Genomic DNA, 16,326 nt, shown 5'->3' on the forward strand with positions numbered 1-16,326 from the left:
CGTCCGGACCGTCCAGACAGGCCCGGTGCGTCCCCGAACCCGAGCTGTAGTAGTAGCTCCCGTCCGGCTGGTAGTCCGCGTCACCCCGACCCGTCAGACTGCCCGTCCGCGTCGACTCATAGCCCCCGCAGGCGGAGGTCCCGTTGACCGTCAGGCGGTAGGTGGCGGTCTTCGCGGTGTCCGTCCCGGTGCCCCTCACCGTCACGGTGTACGTGCCGGACGCCGCTGCGGCGGCGGCCGTCAGCGTCAGCTGGGACGACTCCCCCGAGGTCACGGACGACGGGCTGAAGGAGGCGGTCACGCCCTGCGGCAGGCCGGAGGCGGAGAGGGACACCGACTGGGCGGAGCCCCGCGTGGTCTCGGTCGCCACGCTCGCCGTGACGGCCGCGCCCGCGTCCACCGAGCCGGAGGACGGGGAGAGCGCGAGGGAGAAGTCGTTGGCGGACTGCTCGCCGCCGACGGTCCACACGGCGTGGGCGATGGCGTCGGCGTTGCGGTTCAGGGCGCCGTCGTCGATGTTGCCGATGCCGTCGCAGGAGCCGTGGTAGCAGGGGTCGTAGGCCCGGCCTGCGGTGCCGCCCCACAGCTGCGCCTCGGCGGAGGTCTTGCGGCCCTCAGCGCCGGTGAAGGTGCCGCCGGCGGCGATGCCGACCTCGATGAACGGGCCGTAGTCGCTGCGACCGCTGAAGTCGGTCCCGCGCGTGGGCCAGTTGATCGAGTCGAAGTAGTCCTCCAGGACGGTCTCCAGGTAGGCGGAGCCGTCGGGGCCCGGACCGGCGCCGACGCCGTCGGAGTTGTCGCCGTCGTAGATGAAGTAGCCGGGGTTGGGCGAGCCGATCATGTCGAAGTTGTAGTAGCCGCTGATCCTGGCCTGTTCGGCGGAGGAGAGGCTGTCGACGTAGCGGCTGGAGCCGATCAGGCCGAGTTCCTCGGCGCCCCACCAGGCGAAGCGCAGGTGCTTCTGCGGCTGGTGGTCGGTGCGGGCGACCTCCAGGGCGACTTCGAGGATGGCCGCCGAGCCCGAGCCGTTGTCGTTGATGCCGGCGCCGGAGGTGACGCCGTCGAGGTGGCCGCCGACCATGAGGACGTCGTCGGGGTCGCCGCCGGGCCAGTCGGCGATGAGGTTGTAGCCGGTGGCGCCGAAGTAGGTGAAGGACTGCACGCGCGTCTGGAAGCCGACGGCGTCGAGCTGGGCCTGCACGTAGTCGACGGACGCCTTGTAGCCGGGGCGGCCGTGGGCGCGGTTGCCGCCGTTGGCGTCGGCGATCCGCTGGAACTCGTTCAGGTGTTCCTTGACGCCTGCGAGCGAGATGTCGGGCGCGGCCGCCGCGGCGGCAGTCGTGGGGGACTGCTGCGGCTGTGCGCCGGCGCTTCCGGTGAACGCGAGGCCGGATATGGCCAGGGCCAGGGCCGCGACCGGGGCCGTCAAGCGTCTCAGCATCTCTTCCTCCCTTCGTGTCCCGTCCGGGCCCACCACCGGGCTCGGACGTGGGCCGGGGTGGCCCGGGGTCGAGGGTAGGAACGGCGGGCTCCGCCGGAATCAGGGAGAACCCTTGTCGTGCGGGGCGGAGTCGACGCGGAGCGCGAAAAGTCGGCGTCCCGGGTCTTGACGCTCTTGCTGACGAGCAGTCTCATAAAAGGACCGTCGATGTGACCGCCGGTAACGCATCACCGTGCCCCGATTCCGCAGCGAGGTGCCCCCATGCCCACAGCCTCCGCCCCCGGTACCGACCCCACTCTGCTGCGCGACGCACTCGGCCGCCTCAAGGACCGCGAGGCGGTCGCGGAACGGCTTCTGGAGGCGTCCCGCAAGCACTCGTTCGACCCGGACCGGGAGCTGGACTGGGACGCGCCCTTCGAGGAGGGCAAGTGGTTCTGGCCGCCGGAGCTCGTCTCGCTCTACGACACCCCGCTGTGGCGGCGGATGCCGGAGGAGCAGCGCAGGGACCTGGCCCGGCTGGAGGCCGCGTCCTTGGCGTCGCTGGGCATCTGGTTCGAGATCATCCTCATGCAGCTCCTCGTGCGGCACATCTACGACAAGCCGCTCACCAGCAGCCACGTGCGGTACGCGCTGACGGAGATCGCCGACGAGTGCCGGCACTCGATGATGTTCGGCCGCCTCATCACCCGGGGCGGCGCGGAGCCGTACCCGGTGAGCCGGCTGAACCACAACATGGCGCGGGTGCTCAAGACCGTCTCCACGACGCCCGGTTCGTTCGCCTGCACGCTGCTGGGCGAGGAGATCCTGGACTGGATGCAGCGGCTGACCTTCCCCGACGAGCGGGTGCAGCCGCTGGTGCGCGGGGTGACGCGCATCCACGTCGTCGAGGAGGCGCGGCACGTCCGGTACGCGCGGGAGGAACTGCGCCGCCAGATGGTGACGGCGCCGCGCTGGCAGCGGACGGTCACCCGGCTCAGCTCCGGGGAGGCGGCCCGCGTCTTCTCGGTCGCCTTCGTCAACCCGCAGGTCTACACGGACGCCGGGCTGGACCGGCGGGAGGCGCTGGCGCAGGTGCGGGCGAGCGCGCACCGCCGGGACGTCATGCGGGCGGGGGCGAAGCGGCTGACGGACTTCCTGGACGAGATCGGGGTGCTGCGCGGCACGGGGCGTCGGCTGTGGGTGAGCTCGGGCCTGCTGGCCGCGTGACGCCCCGCTCCCCCGGCCGGCCCGTCCCGCCCTGGCCGGGGTCGCCGGGGCACCCCCCGGTTACCCTGCTCAGCATGACTGCCCCCGCATACCGCCGACTGAGCGTGGACCAGCGGCGGGCCCAGCTCATCTCCACGGCGCTCGGCCTCTTCGCGCAGCGCCCGCCGGAGGAGATCACCCTGGACGACGTGGCCGCTGCGGCGGGGGTGTCCCGGCCCCTGGTCTACCGCTACTTCCCCGGCGGCAAGCAGCAGCTGTACGAGGCGGCGCTGCGCAACGCGGCGGACGCGCTGGAGAGCTGCTTCGACGAGCCGCACACCGGGCCGCTGACCGAGCGGCTGCTGCGCGTGCTGGACCGCTACCTGGCCTTCGTGGAGCAGCACGATGCCGGGTTCACCGCGCTCCTGGCGGGCGGCAGCGTCGCGGAGACGACGCGGACGAGCGCGATCGTGGACGAGGTCCGCCGGACCGCCGCCGACGTCATCCTGGGCCACCTGGAGATCGCGGAGCCGCGCACGCCGCTGCGGATGGCGGTGCGCACGTGGATCTCGGCGGTGGAGGCGGCGTCCCTGATCTGGCTGGACGAGGGGAGGGAACCGCCGCGCGAGGAGCTGCGGGACCTGCTGGTGGACCAGTTCGTCGGGCAGTTGATGGTCGCCGCGAGCCGGGACGAGCAGGTGGCGGGCGTGGTCGAGATGGCCGTGGCGCGGGAGCGGCCGGAGGGCCCGGTGGGTGAGCTGTTCCGTCGGCTGGTGCCCGTGATGGGCGTCGGCTCCACGCTCCTGTGAGACTGGACGCGTGAGAAGCGAGAGGACGACGTTCGTGGGCGGGCCGCTGGACGGCCGGGTGCTGGACGTCCTGCTGGGCCCGACCGGACGGCCGCCGAAGTGGTACGAGGTGCCGGTGCCGGACGCGGCGGGCGGCGCCCCGACCGTGCACGCCTACCGGCTGGAGGCGGCGGGCACGGGTCGGCTCGGCCTGCCGCGCGGCTGGCGGTACGTGTACGAGCCGGAGGGACGGCCACCGCGCAACTGGCCCCTGCGCCGACGGACCTGAGGAGGGCGCGGGCGCGGAGCGGTGCCCCGTGGGGGTGGTTCCGGGTGGGCCGGTTGCCCTACCCGACGGCGACAATATGACGATCTGACCTCCGTATCGCCTTGGGTGGACGGCGGAGGTGATGTCGTGTCAGTCGAACCCCGACGGCGTTCCCGGTACCGGGCCGCCGGGCTGTGTGCCACGACGGCCGCGGTGCTCGCCCTCACCGCACCGCTCGGCCCGCTGACGTCCCCCGCGACCGCGGGACCCGCCCCGCTGGACGCACCCCGGGACCGGCCCGACCGGCCGCGCGAGGACCCGGGTGGCGCGGGGAAGAGCGGGCCGGGGCGCGACACCGCACCGCCGGACCCGGTGTGGCAGGGGCCGCTGACCGGACCGCCCCGGCACCCGGACGAACCGCCGCGCCACGCCCCCCGCACTCCCGACGCCCCCGGCCCGACGGACCAGGACGGCAGGCCGCCCGCCGAGGAGGCGCCCGGACGTGCCCCCACCGCCCCGGAACCGGAGCGCGCCCCCGCCGCCCCGCCGCGCTCCGTCGGGGAACTCCTCGGCGAGCTGCGCGCCCTCTACCGGGACGCCTCCTCGGCGACCGACGACTACAACGCCGCCGAGGAGGCCCTGCGGGAACACCGCGCGACCGCGGACCGGCTCGGCCGGCGGCTCGGCCACGTCCGCGCGGAACTGGCCGCCGCACGCCGGGCGGCCGGGCGCCTGGCCCGCGAGCAGTACCAGGGCGGCTCCCCCGGCCTCGCCCCCTACCTGCGGCTGCTGCTCGCCGACGGCGATCCGCAGGAGGTCTTCCACCGGGGCCACCTGGTGGGCGAGGCCGCGAAGAGCCAGGCCGGCGTGGTGCGTCGGGTGGCGGCGGCCGAGCAGCGGCTGGAGCGCGCCGCCGAGCGGGCCCGCGGGGCCCTGGCGCGGCGGCAGGAGCTCGCCGAGGAGGAGGCCGAGCGCCGCGACGCCGTCCGGGAACGGCTCGACGAGATCGCCGGGCTGCTCGCCTCGGTGAGCGACGCGCAGCTCGCCGCCGTCCGGGAGCTGGAGCGCTCGCAGACGGCGACGGCGCAGCGGGCCCTGCTGGAGGACGGGAAGGTCGGGGGCACCCCCGCCGCGCCCACGACCCCCACGGCGGCCGGGGCCGAGGCCGTGCGCTCCGCCCTGGCGCAGGTGGGCAAGCCCTACCGGTGGGGGGCCGAGGGCCCGGAGTCGTTCGACTGCTCGGGGCTGACGTCGTGGGCCTGGGCCCGCGCGGACCGCGCCGTCCCGCGCACCAGCCAGGAGCAGTGGCGACGGCTGCCGCGCGTGGACCTGGCCGACCTGCGGCCGGGGGACCTGGTGGTCTACTTCCCCGAGGCCACGCACGTCGCCCTCTACCTCGGGGACGGGCAGGTGGTGCAGGCGCCGAGGCCGGGGGCGGCGGTGAAGGTCTCCCCGCTCGCCGCGAACCCGCTGCTCGGCGCCGTCCGCCCGGACGCGGACGGGCGGCCGCTGCCCGCCTACACGCCGCCGCCGCTCCCGCCGGGCGCACGCGAGGGCGCGGACACGGGGTACGCCTCGGCCCAGGCACCACCGACCCCGACGCAGGCCCCACCGCAGGCACCGACGCGAGGCGCGGGCGCCGACGACCCGTCCGGCGCCGCGCCCGACGCCGCGACGCCGGGCGTCAGCCGGTGACGGAGGCCAGGTACGCCTCGGTCTTCGCCGGGTCGTAGAACCACTCCTCGAAGTCGGCCGGGTTGTTGAAGCCGTTCGCGAACCGGTCGGCGACGGGCTGGAGCTCGCCCGCCGCGCCCAGCATGTTCACGACGTGCTCGGGCGGCGGGGCGAGCATCGCGTTCGTCCACGTGGTGACGTGCCGCGCGGTCTCCCAGTAGCGGTCGAACGTGGCCTGCATCCACGCCTCGTCGAAGGGCCGGTCGCCGTGTTCGAGGATGGCGGCCAGGTAGGCGGCGGCGCACTTGGACGCGGAGTTGGAGCCCTGGCCCGTGATCGGGTCGTTGGCGACGACGACGTCGGCCACGCCCAGCACCGCACCACCGCCGGGCAGTCGGCCGACGGGCTTGCGCACGGTCGGGGCGTAGCGTCCGGCGAGGGTGCCGCCCGCGTCCGTCAGTTCGACCTTCGTCGCGCGCGCGTACTCCCAGGGCAGGAACTTCTCCATGAGTTCCAGCGTCGTCGCCAGGTGCTCCGCCGGGTCCTTGATGTCCCGGAAGACGTCGAGCGGGCCGCCGGGGACGCCTTCCCAGAAGAGGGTGTCGCAGCGCCCGGACGTCGTCAGGCAGGGTATGACGAACAGCTCGCCGACGCCGGGCACGAGGTTGCAGCGCACGGCCTCGGTGTCGGGGTGCTCGGGGCGGGGGCCGAGCCCGTGCACGTAGGCGACGGCCAGGGCGCGCTGCGGGGCGTCGTAGGGGGAGCGTTCGGCGTCCCGGGCGAACATGGAGACGAGTTCGCCCTTGCCCGCCGCGACGAGGACCAGGTCGTAGGTCCGGGCGAAGAAGTCCAGGTCGGAGACGGCCGCGCCGTGGACGACGAGCTGGCCGCCGCGCTGGGCGAACGTCTCCAGCCAGCCGGCCATCTTCAGCCGCTGGTCCACGGACTGGGCGTAGTGGTCCAGGTGGCCGAGCCAGTCGATGGCCCGGGAGCCGTCGGGGGCGGCGACGGAGACGCCGAGCCCCTGGACGCGGGGCGCCTGGCTCTCCCAGAAGTTGATCTGCGTGTCGCGCTCGTGCTGGAGGGCCTGGTCGAACATGCACTGCGTGGACATGACCCGGCCGCCCCGGATCTCGTCCGCCGTACGGTTCGACATGACGGTGACGTCGTAATCCTGCGCCTGCAGGCCCAGCGCGAGCTGGAGACCGGCCTGCCCGGCACCCACGATGAGAATTCTGCGCATGTCGCACCTCTCCTTGAAACGGTGACGCGGCCTCGCACCCCCGGACGGGGCCGGCGGTGCTGGTGGACGTGTGGGGGGGCTGGGGAGCGGGACCTCAGGCGGGGGTGAGCGCGACCGCGTGGCCGACGAGGGCCATCAGGGCGTCGACGACGCTGTCGGTGCGCCGCGCGTCGATGACGACGACGGGCACGTGGTCGGGGACGGACAGCGCCTCGCGCACGTCCTCGACGTCGTAGCGGTGCGTCCCCTCGAAGTGGTTGACGGCCACGACGTAGGGGATGCCGCAGCTCTCGAAGTAGTCGAGGGCCGGGAAGCAGTCGTCCAGCCGGCGGGTGTCGGCCATGACCACCGCGCCGATGGCGCCCCGGACGAGGTCGTCCCACATGAACCAGAACCGCTGCTGGCCGGGTGTGCCGAACAGGTACAGCACCAGGTCGGCGTCGAGGGTGATGCGCCCGAAGTCCATGGCGACGGTGGTCGTCGTCTTCTCGGGGGTGGCGGCGAGGTCGTCGGTGTCCTCGCTGGCCTGCGTCATCACCGCCTCGGTGGTGAGCGGCTCGATCTCGGAGACCGCGCCGACGAAGGTCGTCTTGCCCACGCCGAACCCACCGGCGACGACGATCTTCGTCGCGATCGGTGCCCGCGAGGTGTCGCTCTCCCACGCGTGGAGCGTCTCGGCCGGCTGGACGGGGGCCAGGGGCGCGGGGCCGGTCAGGGCGTCGGGCCCGGACGCCGAGGGCCGCTCCGGTGCCGCGGTCGTGGAGGCGGCCGACGCGCTGGGCCCGGCCGGTGCGGATGGTGCGTTCGGTGCGGTGTCAGAGTCGGCGTAGTCCACCCAACACCCTTTCCAGTAGTGCGCGGTCGGGACGTCCGGCGCTCTCGCGGCCGGTTCCGTAAACACGGATGCGGCCCTGGTCCGCCAGGTCGCTCAGCAGGACCCGCACCACTCCCAGGGGCATGCGCAGCAGGGCGGCGATCTCCGCGACCGTGCGCATGCGGCGGCACAGCTCGACGATCGCGCGCATCTCCGGCATCACCCGGTCGCGCAGGCCCTCGCGGCTCAGACCGGGGAGTTCGCGCAGCGGCTCGGGCGCCTCGATGGCGGCGACGTAGGTCTCGACCAGCAGGACGTGGCCGAAGCGTGTGCGACCGCCGGTGAGCGAGTAGGGGCGGACCCGGGCGGGTTTGCGGTCGGCTCCCCGCACGGGCAGGGCGGGGTGCGCGGTCACTGGTCCAGCTCCATCGTCTTGCGCAGCTCGGTGCGGAGTTCGGGGGTGAGGACGTGCCCGGCCCGGCCCACGAACAGCGCCATGTGGTAGCCGATGACGTTCATGTCGCAGTCGGGGGTCGCGTACACGCCGAGCAGCGAGCCGTCGCTGATGGACATGACGAACAGCGCGCCGCCCTCCATGGCGACCATGGTCTGCGTGACCCCGCCGCCGTCCATCAGACCGGCCGCCCCCGTGGTGAGCGAGCCCAGCCCGGAAACGATCGTGGCCAGGTCCGCGCTCGACCCTCTGGGCCCCGCGACGACCCGCGCGCCGTCCGGACCGGCGCCGGACTGCGCCGGGTCGGAGGACAGCAGGAGCAGTCCGTCGGAGGAGACCACGGCGACCGAACGGATGCCGGGGACCTCCTCGACCAGATTGGCCAGCAACCAGCGCAGGTTGTCGGCTTCGCTGCGGCGTGTGTCCGCGGTGGTGGACGCGTTCACTGACGTGCCTCCTCGGTGCCACCCATGTCGTCCGCCCCCGGCCGGTCGTCGGACGGGCCCGGCCCTTCGGCCGGTTCCCCTCCGGTCCGGTCGGCGGACGGTTCGTCGGCGGCGATCCGCGCCGCCGCCTCGCGCAGGCCCTGGCGGGCCCCGCTCTGGAAGCCGCCGAGCCGCTTGCGCAGCTCGTCGGCGGTCACCCCGCCACGGTCCGGGGCGCCGGTGGCACCGGACCGGGGAGGGGGACTGGTGAGGTGCGGGGTGCGCTTGGGCAGCCCCTTGTCGGTGAGTCGGCGCCCGGCGGGCCGCTGCTCACCGCTCTCCGCGCGGGACGGCGGCGGCTCGTCGACGGCACGGGCGTGCTCGTCCGGCTCGGCGGGCTGCGCGGGCAGCCGGACCGCGGCGGGCGGCGGCGCGGACGCGGCGGGGACGGCCGGTTCGTTCTGCCCGGGGGCCGGACCCCGCCCTTCGGGGGCGGGGGCGGCCGGTGCGGTGTCCGGGGCCGAGCCGTCGCCGGGGTTCCCCGGAGCGGGATCGGGCAGCCGCCGGGCGGCGAGCCGGCGTCCGGGGCGCGGGGGCAGGGCGTTGGAGTTGGCCTCCGCCACCGAGCCCGGCATGCCGGTCGGCGTCTCCCCCGGCGCCGCGGCGCCCGGGACGCCGGGCGCGGGGCGGTCGGGCAGAAGGGCGCGCGGGAGCACGGCCACGGCGGTGATGCCGCCCTGACGCTGGGGCCGCAGCTGCACCCGGATGCCGTGGCGGGCCGCGAGCCGGGCGACGACGTAGAGCCCGAGGCCGAGGCCCCCGGCCCCCTGCCCGTCCGGCTCCGGGGGACGACGGTCCCCCGGCTCCCCCAGCCGCTCGTTCAGCTCCACCAGACGGTCGGCGGCCATGCCGATGCCCTCGTCCTGGACGGAGAGCATGACCTCGCCGTTCTCCAGCAGCCAGCCGGAGAGCTCGACCCGGGCGTCCGGCGGCGAGAACGAGGTCGCGTTGTCGAGGAGTTCGGCGACGAGGTGGCTGACGTCGTCCGCGGCGAAACCGGAGACCTGGGCGTGCGGCGGCAGGGAGGTCAGCTCGACGCGCTCGTAGCGCTCGATCTCGCTGAGCGAGGCCCGCAGGACGTCCAGCAGGGGGACGGGCTGGGGCTGGTGTCCGGCCGCGTGCTCGGATCCGGCGAGCAGCAGGAGGTTCTCGCCGTGCCGCCGCATCCGCGTGGCCATGTGGTCCAGGGTGAAGAGGGTCTTCAGGCGCTCCGGCTCGGCCTCCTTCTCCTCCATGGACTCGATGAGGGCGAGCTGGCGCTCGACCAGGCCGAGGCTGCGCAGCGCGAGCTGGACGAAGGTGCCGTGCACGGCCCCGTCCCGGCCGGTCAGCTCGGCCCGCAGCGCGTCCCGTTCGGTGCGCAGCCGTGTGCACTCGGCGCCGAGGCGGTCCCGCTCGGCATCGTGTCCGGCCGTCGCCTCCCCCGCCGTGCGGGCCCGTTCGTCCAGCCCGGCCGCCACGTCGCGCAGGGTGTTGACCGCGCGCACGACGTCGGCGAACTCGTCGTTGCGGCCGGTGTACCGCACCGGTTCCTCAGCGACCGGGTCGGCGGCCACCCGCATGCTGCCCCGGCGCACGGCGGCGAGCGGGCGGGCCATGGACCGGGCGGCGCTGATGCCCGCCCCCGCGGCCAGCAGCACCGCGGCGCCGAGCAGGGCGATGCGGAGCTGGAGCGCGGTGACGTCGTCGTCGCGGAGCTGTTCGAGCCGGGCCACCTCGGCGCCGGCCAGGGCGGAGTGGACGCCCCGCATCCGGTCGATGCGGGTGGTGAGGGCGGAGGCGACGCGCTCCGGGCTGACGTCCAGCTCCGCGTCGGTCAGCTCGGGGCGGTCGGCGAGTTCGTCGAGGTAGGTCTCCGCGGTGGTGACGTCGGTGCCGTTGACGGTGCTGCCGAACGTCTCGCGGGTGCGGTCCGGGGCCAGCCGCTCGAAGTCGGCGAGGGCACCCTGCTCGCGGACGCGGGCCGCCTGGGCTGCCGAGGCGAGGCGGCTGTCGCCGTCCTGCTCGGTGAGGACGCCCAGCAGCAGGCCCCGGGTCGCCGACGCCTGGGCGACGGCCCGGCCGAGGTGCGGCAGGGCGGCCGCGGTGTCGTCTCCGGCGCGGGCGGGCAGCTCCCGGGCGGCGGCCTCGGCCACGCCTCCGAGGGCGAGCACGATGTCGGTGTAGCCGGAGTGGGCCGCCTGCGCGTCCTTCGCCCCGCCGTCGGCCGCCTCGGCCTCCTGCCGCAGCTCGGGGAGACGGTCCAGCAGGGCTCGCACGTCGCTGGGGAGTTGGGGACGCAGCTCGGCGACCTTCCGGTCCACCCGGGAGCGGGACGCCGCGTCGGCCTCCTCGTCACCGGCCGCGACGGCTCCCGGGCGGCGGACGGTGTGGTTGACGGGCGACGCGGCCCCGGACGTACCGGTTCCCGTCGCGCCGGGGGTTCCGGTGCCGCCGGGGGTGCCCGGGTCGGGGACGCCGGTACCCCCCGTCGCGGTGCCCGGAACGCCCGGGTCGGGCACGCCCGGGTCGGGCACGCCCGGGTCGGGCACGCCCGGGTCGGGCACGTCCGGGTCGGTGACGCCCGGGTCGGGCAGGCCCGGGTCCGGTGCCGCAGCGCCGGGGACCTCGGCCTCGGGGACGTCCGGCGCCCTGTCGGCGCCGCGTTCGGCCAACGCCCGGACGGTGTCGTCCCGCTCGTCCGCCACGGCGTGGGCGAGGGAGACCGCCAGGCGGGCCGTCTCGGCCCGGTCGACGAGGTCCTGCGCCTGCGCCACGTCGGACGTTCCGGTGACGATGCTCGGGACGCCGGCCGCCACGACGGCGACCGTGCACAGGGCCACCGAGGCGAGCAGCCGGTTACGGACCCGGGCGCGGCGGCCGGGTGCCTCCTGGGGGGCGTCCTGCCGCTGACGGCGGCCGCCTCGAAGTCGCTGCATCCCCACCCGTGCTCGCATTCTCCTCACCGCCGTCCCGGTGCGACCGGGTAGGCGACTCCTACGGCGCGGCGGGACGAACGGATCGGCGCCACACCGCACAACGGCATACGACCCTGCACGGGTCGTCCGGGCGCGGGTGGGACTTCCTCTTCCCGGCCACTCGAAAAAGTGAACCTCACCCGCGAGTTGCGGAACAACTCCGACCATTGTCGCTGTCACGCGCCACCGGCACGTCAGGGTTGGAACCTTCGGCGGAGCGTGGAAGGATGCGCGCCCGCAGCGGCGCGGACCGCGCGATTCCGAAGGAACGGCGCGAAGTTCAGGGACCGGGCGGAGTCCCGATCCGGCCGGTCGCGGGCCGGGCCCGCCGCGGCGGGCCGCGGGGCCGGCCCTTCGGCACACTGGGCGCATGCGCGTAGAGATGGCCACGTTCCCCGGCTCCGCCGAAGTCCCCAACCAGGACCACGTTTCGGCGGCACTCCCCGCCTCGGGCACCGGCGGCGCGCTGGTCGTCCTGGACGGGGTGACGCCCCCCGCGGGGGACGACGGATGCCGCCACGGAGTGCCGTGGTACACCGCTCGACTGGGGGCCGGATTGCTCCAACTGTCCGGTTCGCGACGGGACATGACACTGGCCCAGTGCCTCGCGCGAGCAGTGGTCCATACCTCCGACGGGCATCGCTCAACCTGTGACCTTTCTCACCCCAGGACGCCGCAGGCAACCGTCGTCCTCGTGCGCTGGGACGACGAGGCCGTGGAACACCTCGTGCTCTCCGACTCCGTCCTGCTCCTCGCCTCCCCGACGGGCGCGGTGACGCCCGTCCTGGACCAGCGGCTGGACCCGGTGCGCGCGGCGGCGAGCACGCTGCCCCGCGCGGAGCGCGCCGCCCGCGTCGAGGCCCGGCGCAACGTCGCCGGCGGCTTCTTCACCGCCGCCGCGGACCCCTCCGTCGCCGAGCGGGCCGTCACGGGCACGACGCCCCGCGAGCGGGTCCGCTCACTGGCCGCACTGACGGACGGCGCCACGCGCTGGACGGAGACCTTCGGCCTCGGTGACTGGGCGGCCCTGCACACCGCGCTGTGCGAGCAGGGGCCCACGGCGGTACTGCGTCGGGTGCGGGCGGCCGAGGCGGCGGACCCGGAGGGCGTCGACCATCCCCGGGGCAAGGCGTGCGACGACGCGACGGCCGCCCTGGTGGTCCTCTGACCGCGCGTCCCCGGCCGCGGACGCCGGGCCCGGGGTCAGCGCGTCCCCGGCCGCGGACGCCGGGCTCGGGGTCAGGCGTGCGGCTCGTGCGGAGCGTTCAACCGGTGCAGGAGGCGGGCCAGCTCGGCGATGTCCGCGCGCTCCCACCCGGCGAGACGGCGCAGGTACCGCTCGCGCCGCGCCCCGCGCACCCGGGCGAAGCTACGCCGACCCCGCGCCGTCAGCTCCACCAGGAAGGCCCGCCCGTCGGCCGGGTCGGGGCTGCGGGCGACCAGGCCGAGCCGCTCCAGGGCGGTGAGCTGACGGCTCATGGTCCCCTTGCCGACGCCGAAGTAGGCGGCGAGCGCGGTGGCGCGCTGCGCCCCCGCCTCGTCGAGCCGCAGCATGATCCCGTAGGCGGCCGGTTCCAGGTCGGGATGGAGCTCGCGGGCCATCTCGCCCGAGGAGGCGCGCGCCCGGCGCAGGAGCACCGACAGTTCGCGCTCGAGGTCGAGCACCTCGGGGGCGGACCCCTCGTCCTCCACGTCAGCTTCCTTTCACCCACCGCTGCCGATCGGCGAGCGCCCCGGGACCGGGCCGCGGTCCGTCCCGCCGCCGTCGCCTCCGGCACTCTGCCGGGACCGACGGAGGCCAGTATTTCGCAGCCGGGCGGGCCCGCGCGCCACGCGGGGCGGGCCGCTCGCCCCGGCCGGGAACGCCGTTCCGCCGGGTCGGGGGGCCGGGTTTCAGGCGGGGTGGGGGTGTGCGGCGGAGCCCTGGCGCTGGTAGCGGCGCAGGGGCAGCCAGAGCGCGATGCCGGTCAGCAGGGCCAGCAGGTGGCTCCAGTCCGTCACCGGGTCCTTGAGCGTGACCAGGTCGGCCACGACGAGGGTGGCGAGGGCGCCGAGCAGGAGCCAGCGCGCCCACACCACGCGCAACACCCCCGCGAGCGCGCCGGCGCAGGCCAGCACACCGCAGCTGATGCCGTAGTCCAGTCGGCTCAGCGAGGACTCGGGAAGGTGGTCGAGGGCGACCGCCGCCGCGACGGTGAGCTGGGTGGCGAGCGTCGCGAGGACGTGCCCCGCGACGAACACGGCGGCCGTGCGCCAGCCACCGACCCGGCGCTCCAGGCCGGTCAGCGCGAAGACGAACCCGAAGGCGACGGGGGCCAGCAGCGGTCCGTTGTAGAACATCGCACTCGCCACGAGGACGAAGAGCGGCTCCTTGGACAGGTTCTGCACATCCGTGCTGGACCCGGCCAGCCAGCGCCCGACGACCTCCGGGTCGCCGAACTCCGTCAGCAGGGTGGTCGCGACCAGGAGCAGCAGGTAGCAGAAGGTGAACGGCGTGCCCTTGGGGTCGGGCAGCAGCCGGGCCAGGTGGCGGTGCGGAGGCAGGTGGGGCGGCTGGGGCGGAGTGCCCCGCCGGGACTCCGCGCGACCGGGGCGCGCGCCCTGCCGCGCGTCCGCCGGGCCGGGCGTCCGCGTGCTCCCCTCGCCGCGCGGCGCGTCCTCGCCGGACGGCGCCGGGGACGGCCCGCCGGACGCGCCGGTGTCGCGCTCGGTGGGCCGGGTGCGTGCCGCTCGTGCTGTGGTCCGCATCGACGGGCTCCCTTCCGTGCGCGGGTACGTTCGCCGGCGTCGGGGCCGCCGCCGTCCGCGTCCCGGTCCTCGGTCAATGTCAGTGGTCGACGCCACACCTGTCAACCGGCCGTAAGGGCATGTCATCGTACGCCGGACCCGGCCGGTCCCGGCCCGGTGCGGGCCCGGCATGGCCCGGCGGCCCGCACCCCCTCTACGCTGCTGCCACACACCTCGGGGACGGCACAGGCAGGCGGGGCAGATGGAGCACACGAACACGGCGCAGTCCCAGGGCGGCGCGGGCGCGGCGGCCACCCCCGGCGCGCAGCGGCGCGTCCTGGTCGTCGAGGACGATCCGACGATCGTCGAGGCGATCGCCGCGCGGCTGCGCGCGGAGGGTTTCGCCGTGCAGACCGCCGCCGACGGACCGGCCGCGGTGTCGGCCGCCGAGAGCTGGAACCCGGAGCTGCTCGTCCTGGACGTGATGCTCCCCGGCTACGACGGGCTGGAGGTGTGCCGCCGCGTGCAGGCGCGGCGGCCGGTGCCGGTGCTCATGCTGACGGCCCGCGACGACGAGACGGACATGCTCGTCGGCCTCGGGGTCGGGGCGGACGACTACATGACGAAACCGTTCTCCATGCGGGAGCTGGCCGCGCGCGTGCACGTCCTGCTGCGCCGCGTGGAGCGGGCGACCCAGGCGGCGGCCGTCCCCCCGGCGGGCTCGCTGCGCCTGGGCGAGCTGGAGATCGACCACGCGCAGCGCCGCGTACGGGTCACCGGGCAGGACGTGCACCTGACACCCACCGAGTTCGACCTCCTGGTGTGCCTGGCCAACTCGCCGCGCGCGGTCCTCTCCCGCGAGCAGCTGCTGGCCGAGGTGTGGGACTGGTCCGACGCCTCGGGCACGCGCACCGTCGACAGCCACATCAAGGCGCTGCGCCGCAAGATCGGCGCCGAGCGCATCCGGACCGTGCACGGCGTCGGCTACGCGCTGGAGTCCCCCGCGCCGGCCGGCGACGGCGCCTGACCCCCGGGTGAGCGGCTACCGGCCGACGGCCGGCCCCTCCGGATGCCGGGCCCGGGCCGAGCGGCCGTCCCTCAAGGCCAGAACCTGGGCCGCGCTGCGCCACGTGGACCCCTTCCGCTCCGTCAAGGGTGCGCTCGGCTGGCTGGTCAGCGTCTCCGTCGGCATCACGACGTTCCTCATCGTGGTCGCCCTCAACGTGGCGATCGAGCTGCGCGTCATCGTCATCCTCGCGGTGATCGCCTCGCTGCTGATCACGCAGTTCGTCGCGCAGCGCCTCGCGGCCCCGCTCGACGAGCTGACGGACGCGGCGCGCGCGATGGCCCGCGGCGACTACGCACGCCGCGTCCAGTTCGACCGACGGGACGAGCTGGGCGAGCTGGGGGCCACCTTCAACGTGATGGCGGCCGACCTGGAGGCGGCGGACCGGCACCGCAAGGAGCTCGTGGCGAACGTGTCGCACGAGCTGCGCACCCCCATCGCGGCCCTGCGGGCGGTGCTGGAGAACGTCGTGGACGGCGTGTCGCGGCCCGACCCGGAGACGATGATGACGGCGCTGCGGCAGACCGAGCGGCTCGGTGGCCTGGTCGAGCAGCTCCTGGACCTCTCCCGACTCGACCACGGCGTCCTGCCGCTGCGGGCGCGACGCTTCGAGGTGTGGCCCTACCTGGCGAACGTGCTCAAGGAGGCCAACATGAGCAAGCGCCAGGGGCACGCGCGCACGGACGTGCACCTGCACCTGGACGTCTCCCCGCCGGAGCTGACCGCGCACGCGGACTCCGAGCGGCTGCACCAGGTGGTCACCAACCTCATCGACAACGCCGTCAAGCACAGCCCGGCGCACGGCCGCGTCACCGTCTCGGCCCGGCCCGGGCGGCAGCCGCAGGGGCTGGAGCTGGAGGTGCAGGACGAGGGGCCGGGCATTCCGGAGTCGGACCGGGAGCGGGTCTTCGAGCGGTTCGGGCGGTCGGCGAGCGCCGATTCGGGCGACGGCGGCACGGGACTCGGCCTGGCCATCGCCCGCTGGGCGGTGAACCTGCACGGGGGCCGGATCCGGGTCGCGGAGTCGCCCCGGGGCTGCCGCATGGTCGTCACTCTTCCGGGTCTCGGTCGGCTGCCGGAGTGACGTAGGCTCGGCGACGGCGCCGTCCGTCGGTGTCGGGGAGACGTCTGTTCGGCCACCCGGGTGTGAAACCCGCGTGAACCGGTAACGCCTTCGAAAGGCTGTGGCACTCGATGGCCGCAGTCGTGGGCCGACGTACCCGG

The 16,326-nt window shown here is 75.1% G+C and carries 14 protein-coding genes and 1 pseudogene; 7 read left to right on the plus strand and 8 right to left on the minus strand.

Going from position 1 to position 16,326, the window contains the following annotated elements:
* Positions 1-145: 145 nt before the first annotated feature.
* Positions 146-1,441, minus strand: a pseudogene (locus IF129_RS19215) (M20/M25/M40 family metallo-hydrolase); the annotation flags it as partial.
* A gap of 261 nt (positions 1,442-1,702) precedes the next feature.
* Here IF129_RS19215 and IF129_RS19220 point away from each other — a divergent pair.
* From IF129_RS19220 to IF129_RS19235, 4 genes are all read left to right on the plus strand, one after another.
* The gene (locus IF129_RS19220) at positions 1,703-2,647 is read left to right on the plus strand and encodes an AurF N-oxygenase family protein (RefSeq protein ID WP_191210976.1); all 945 of its coding nucleotides are present in this window, start codon (positions 1,703-1,705) and stop codon (positions 2,645-2,647) included.
* A gap of 74 nt (positions 2,648-2,721) precedes the next feature.
* Positions 2,722-3,435, plus strand: coding sequence for a TetR/AcrR family transcriptional regulator (locus IF129_RS19225; RefSeq protein ID WP_191210977.1), 714 nt, complete (start codon positions 2,722-2,724; stop codon positions 3,433-3,435).
* 10 nt (positions 3,436-3,445) lie between these two features.
* Positions 3,446-3,703 carry a hypothetical protein gene (locus IF129_RS19230; RefSeq protein WP_191210978.1) on the plus strand — a complete coding sequence of 86 codons (258 nt, stop codon included), beginning with the start codon at positions 3,446-3,448 and terminating at the stop codon, positions 3,701-3,703.
* Between the two features lie 126 nt (positions 3,704-3,829).
* On the plus strand, positions 3,830-5,377 hold the full coding sequence (locus IF129_RS19235) for an NlpC/P60 family protein (protein WP_318153833.1): 1,548 nt from the start codon (positions 3,830-3,832) through the stop codon (positions 5,375-5,377).
* Here the strand turns inward: IF129_RS19235 and IF129_RS19240 are convergent.
* From IF129_RS19240 to IF129_RS19260, 5 genes are all read right to left on the minus strand, one after another.
* On the minus strand, positions 5,367-6,599 hold the full coding sequence (locus IF129_RS19240) for a styrene monooxygenase/indole monooxygenase family protein (RefSeq protein WP_191210979.1): 1,233 nt from the start codon (positions 6,597-6,599) through the stop codon (positions 5,367-5,369). The two genes, IF129_RS19235 and IF129_RS19240, sit on opposite strands and share 11 nt — an antisense overlap.
* A 94-nt stretch (positions 6,600-6,693) precedes the next feature.
* On the minus strand, positions 6,694-7,296 hold the full coding sequence (locus IF129_RS19245; protein ID WP_224755260.1) for a GTP-binding protein: 603 nt from the start codon (positions 7,294-7,296) through the stop codon (positions 6,694-6,696).
* 118 nt (positions 7,297-7,414) lie between these two features.
* On the minus strand, positions 7,415-7,828 hold the full coding sequence (locus tag IF129_RS19250; RefSeq protein ID WP_191210980.1) for a DUF742 domain-containing protein: 414 nt from the start codon (positions 7,826-7,828) through the stop codon (positions 7,415-7,417).
* A complete protein-coding gene (locus IF129_RS19255) occupies positions 7,825-8,313 on the minus strand; it encodes a roadblock/LC7 domain-containing protein (protein ID WP_191210981.1) in 489 nt (162 codons plus the stop codon). The genes IF129_RS19250 and IF129_RS19255 overlap by 4 nt, the downstream gene beginning before the upstream one ends.
* Positions 8,310-11,270 carry a sensor histidine kinase gene (locus tag IF129_RS19260; protein WP_191210982.1) on the minus strand — a complete coding sequence of 987 codons (2,961 nt, stop codon included), beginning with the start codon at positions 11,268-11,270 and terminating at the stop codon, positions 8,310-8,312. The genes IF129_RS19255 and IF129_RS19260 overlap by 4 nt, the downstream gene beginning before the upstream one ends.
* Positions 11,271-12,003: 733 nt before the next feature.
* On the opposite strand from IF129_RS19260, the gene IF129_RS27115 reads away from it, so the two are divergent.
* Entirely contained in the window at positions 12,004-12,477 is a 474-nt protein-coding gene (locus IF129_RS27115) for a hypothetical protein (protein WP_381479750.1), read from the plus strand.
* A gap of 71 nt (positions 12,478-12,548) precedes the next feature.
* Here IF129_RS27115 and IF129_RS19270 read toward each other — a convergent pair whose 3' ends face one another.
* A complete protein-coding gene (locus tag IF129_RS19270) occupies positions 12,549-13,001 on the minus strand; it encodes a MarR family winged helix-turn-helix transcriptional regulator (protein ID WP_318153834.1) in 453 nt (150 codons plus the stop codon).
* A gap of 201 nt (positions 13,002-13,202) precedes the next feature.
* The gene (locus IF129_RS19275) at positions 13,203-14,057 is read right to left on the minus strand and encodes a rhomboid-like protein (protein WP_224755242.1); all 855 of its coding nucleotides are present in this window, start codon (positions 14,055-14,057) and stop codon (positions 13,203-13,205) included.
* A 241-nt stretch (positions 14,058-14,298) separates the two neighbouring features.
* On the opposite strand from IF129_RS19275, the gene IF129_RS19280 reads away from it, so the two are divergent.
* Both IF129_RS19280 and IF129_RS19285 read left to right on the plus strand, forming a co-directional pair.
* Positions 14,299-15,063, plus strand: a complete 765-nt coding sequence (locus tag IF129_RS19280) for a response regulator transcription factor (RefSeq protein ID WP_191210984.1) — start codon at positions 14,299-14,301, stop codon at positions 15,061-15,063.
* A 7-nt stretch (positions 15,064-15,070) separates the two neighbouring features.
* Positions 15,071-16,186, plus strand: a complete 1,116-nt coding sequence (locus IF129_RS19285; RefSeq protein WP_191210985.1) for a sensor histidine kinase — start codon at positions 15,071-15,073, stop codon at positions 16,184-16,186.
* Positions 16,187-16,326 lie beyond the last annotated feature (140 nt).

It is taken from the genome of Streptomyces chumphonensis (assembly GCF_014779715.1).
Lineage (GTDB): Bacteria > Actinomycetota > Actinomycetes > Streptomycetales > Streptomycetaceae > Streptomyces > Streptomyces chumphonensis.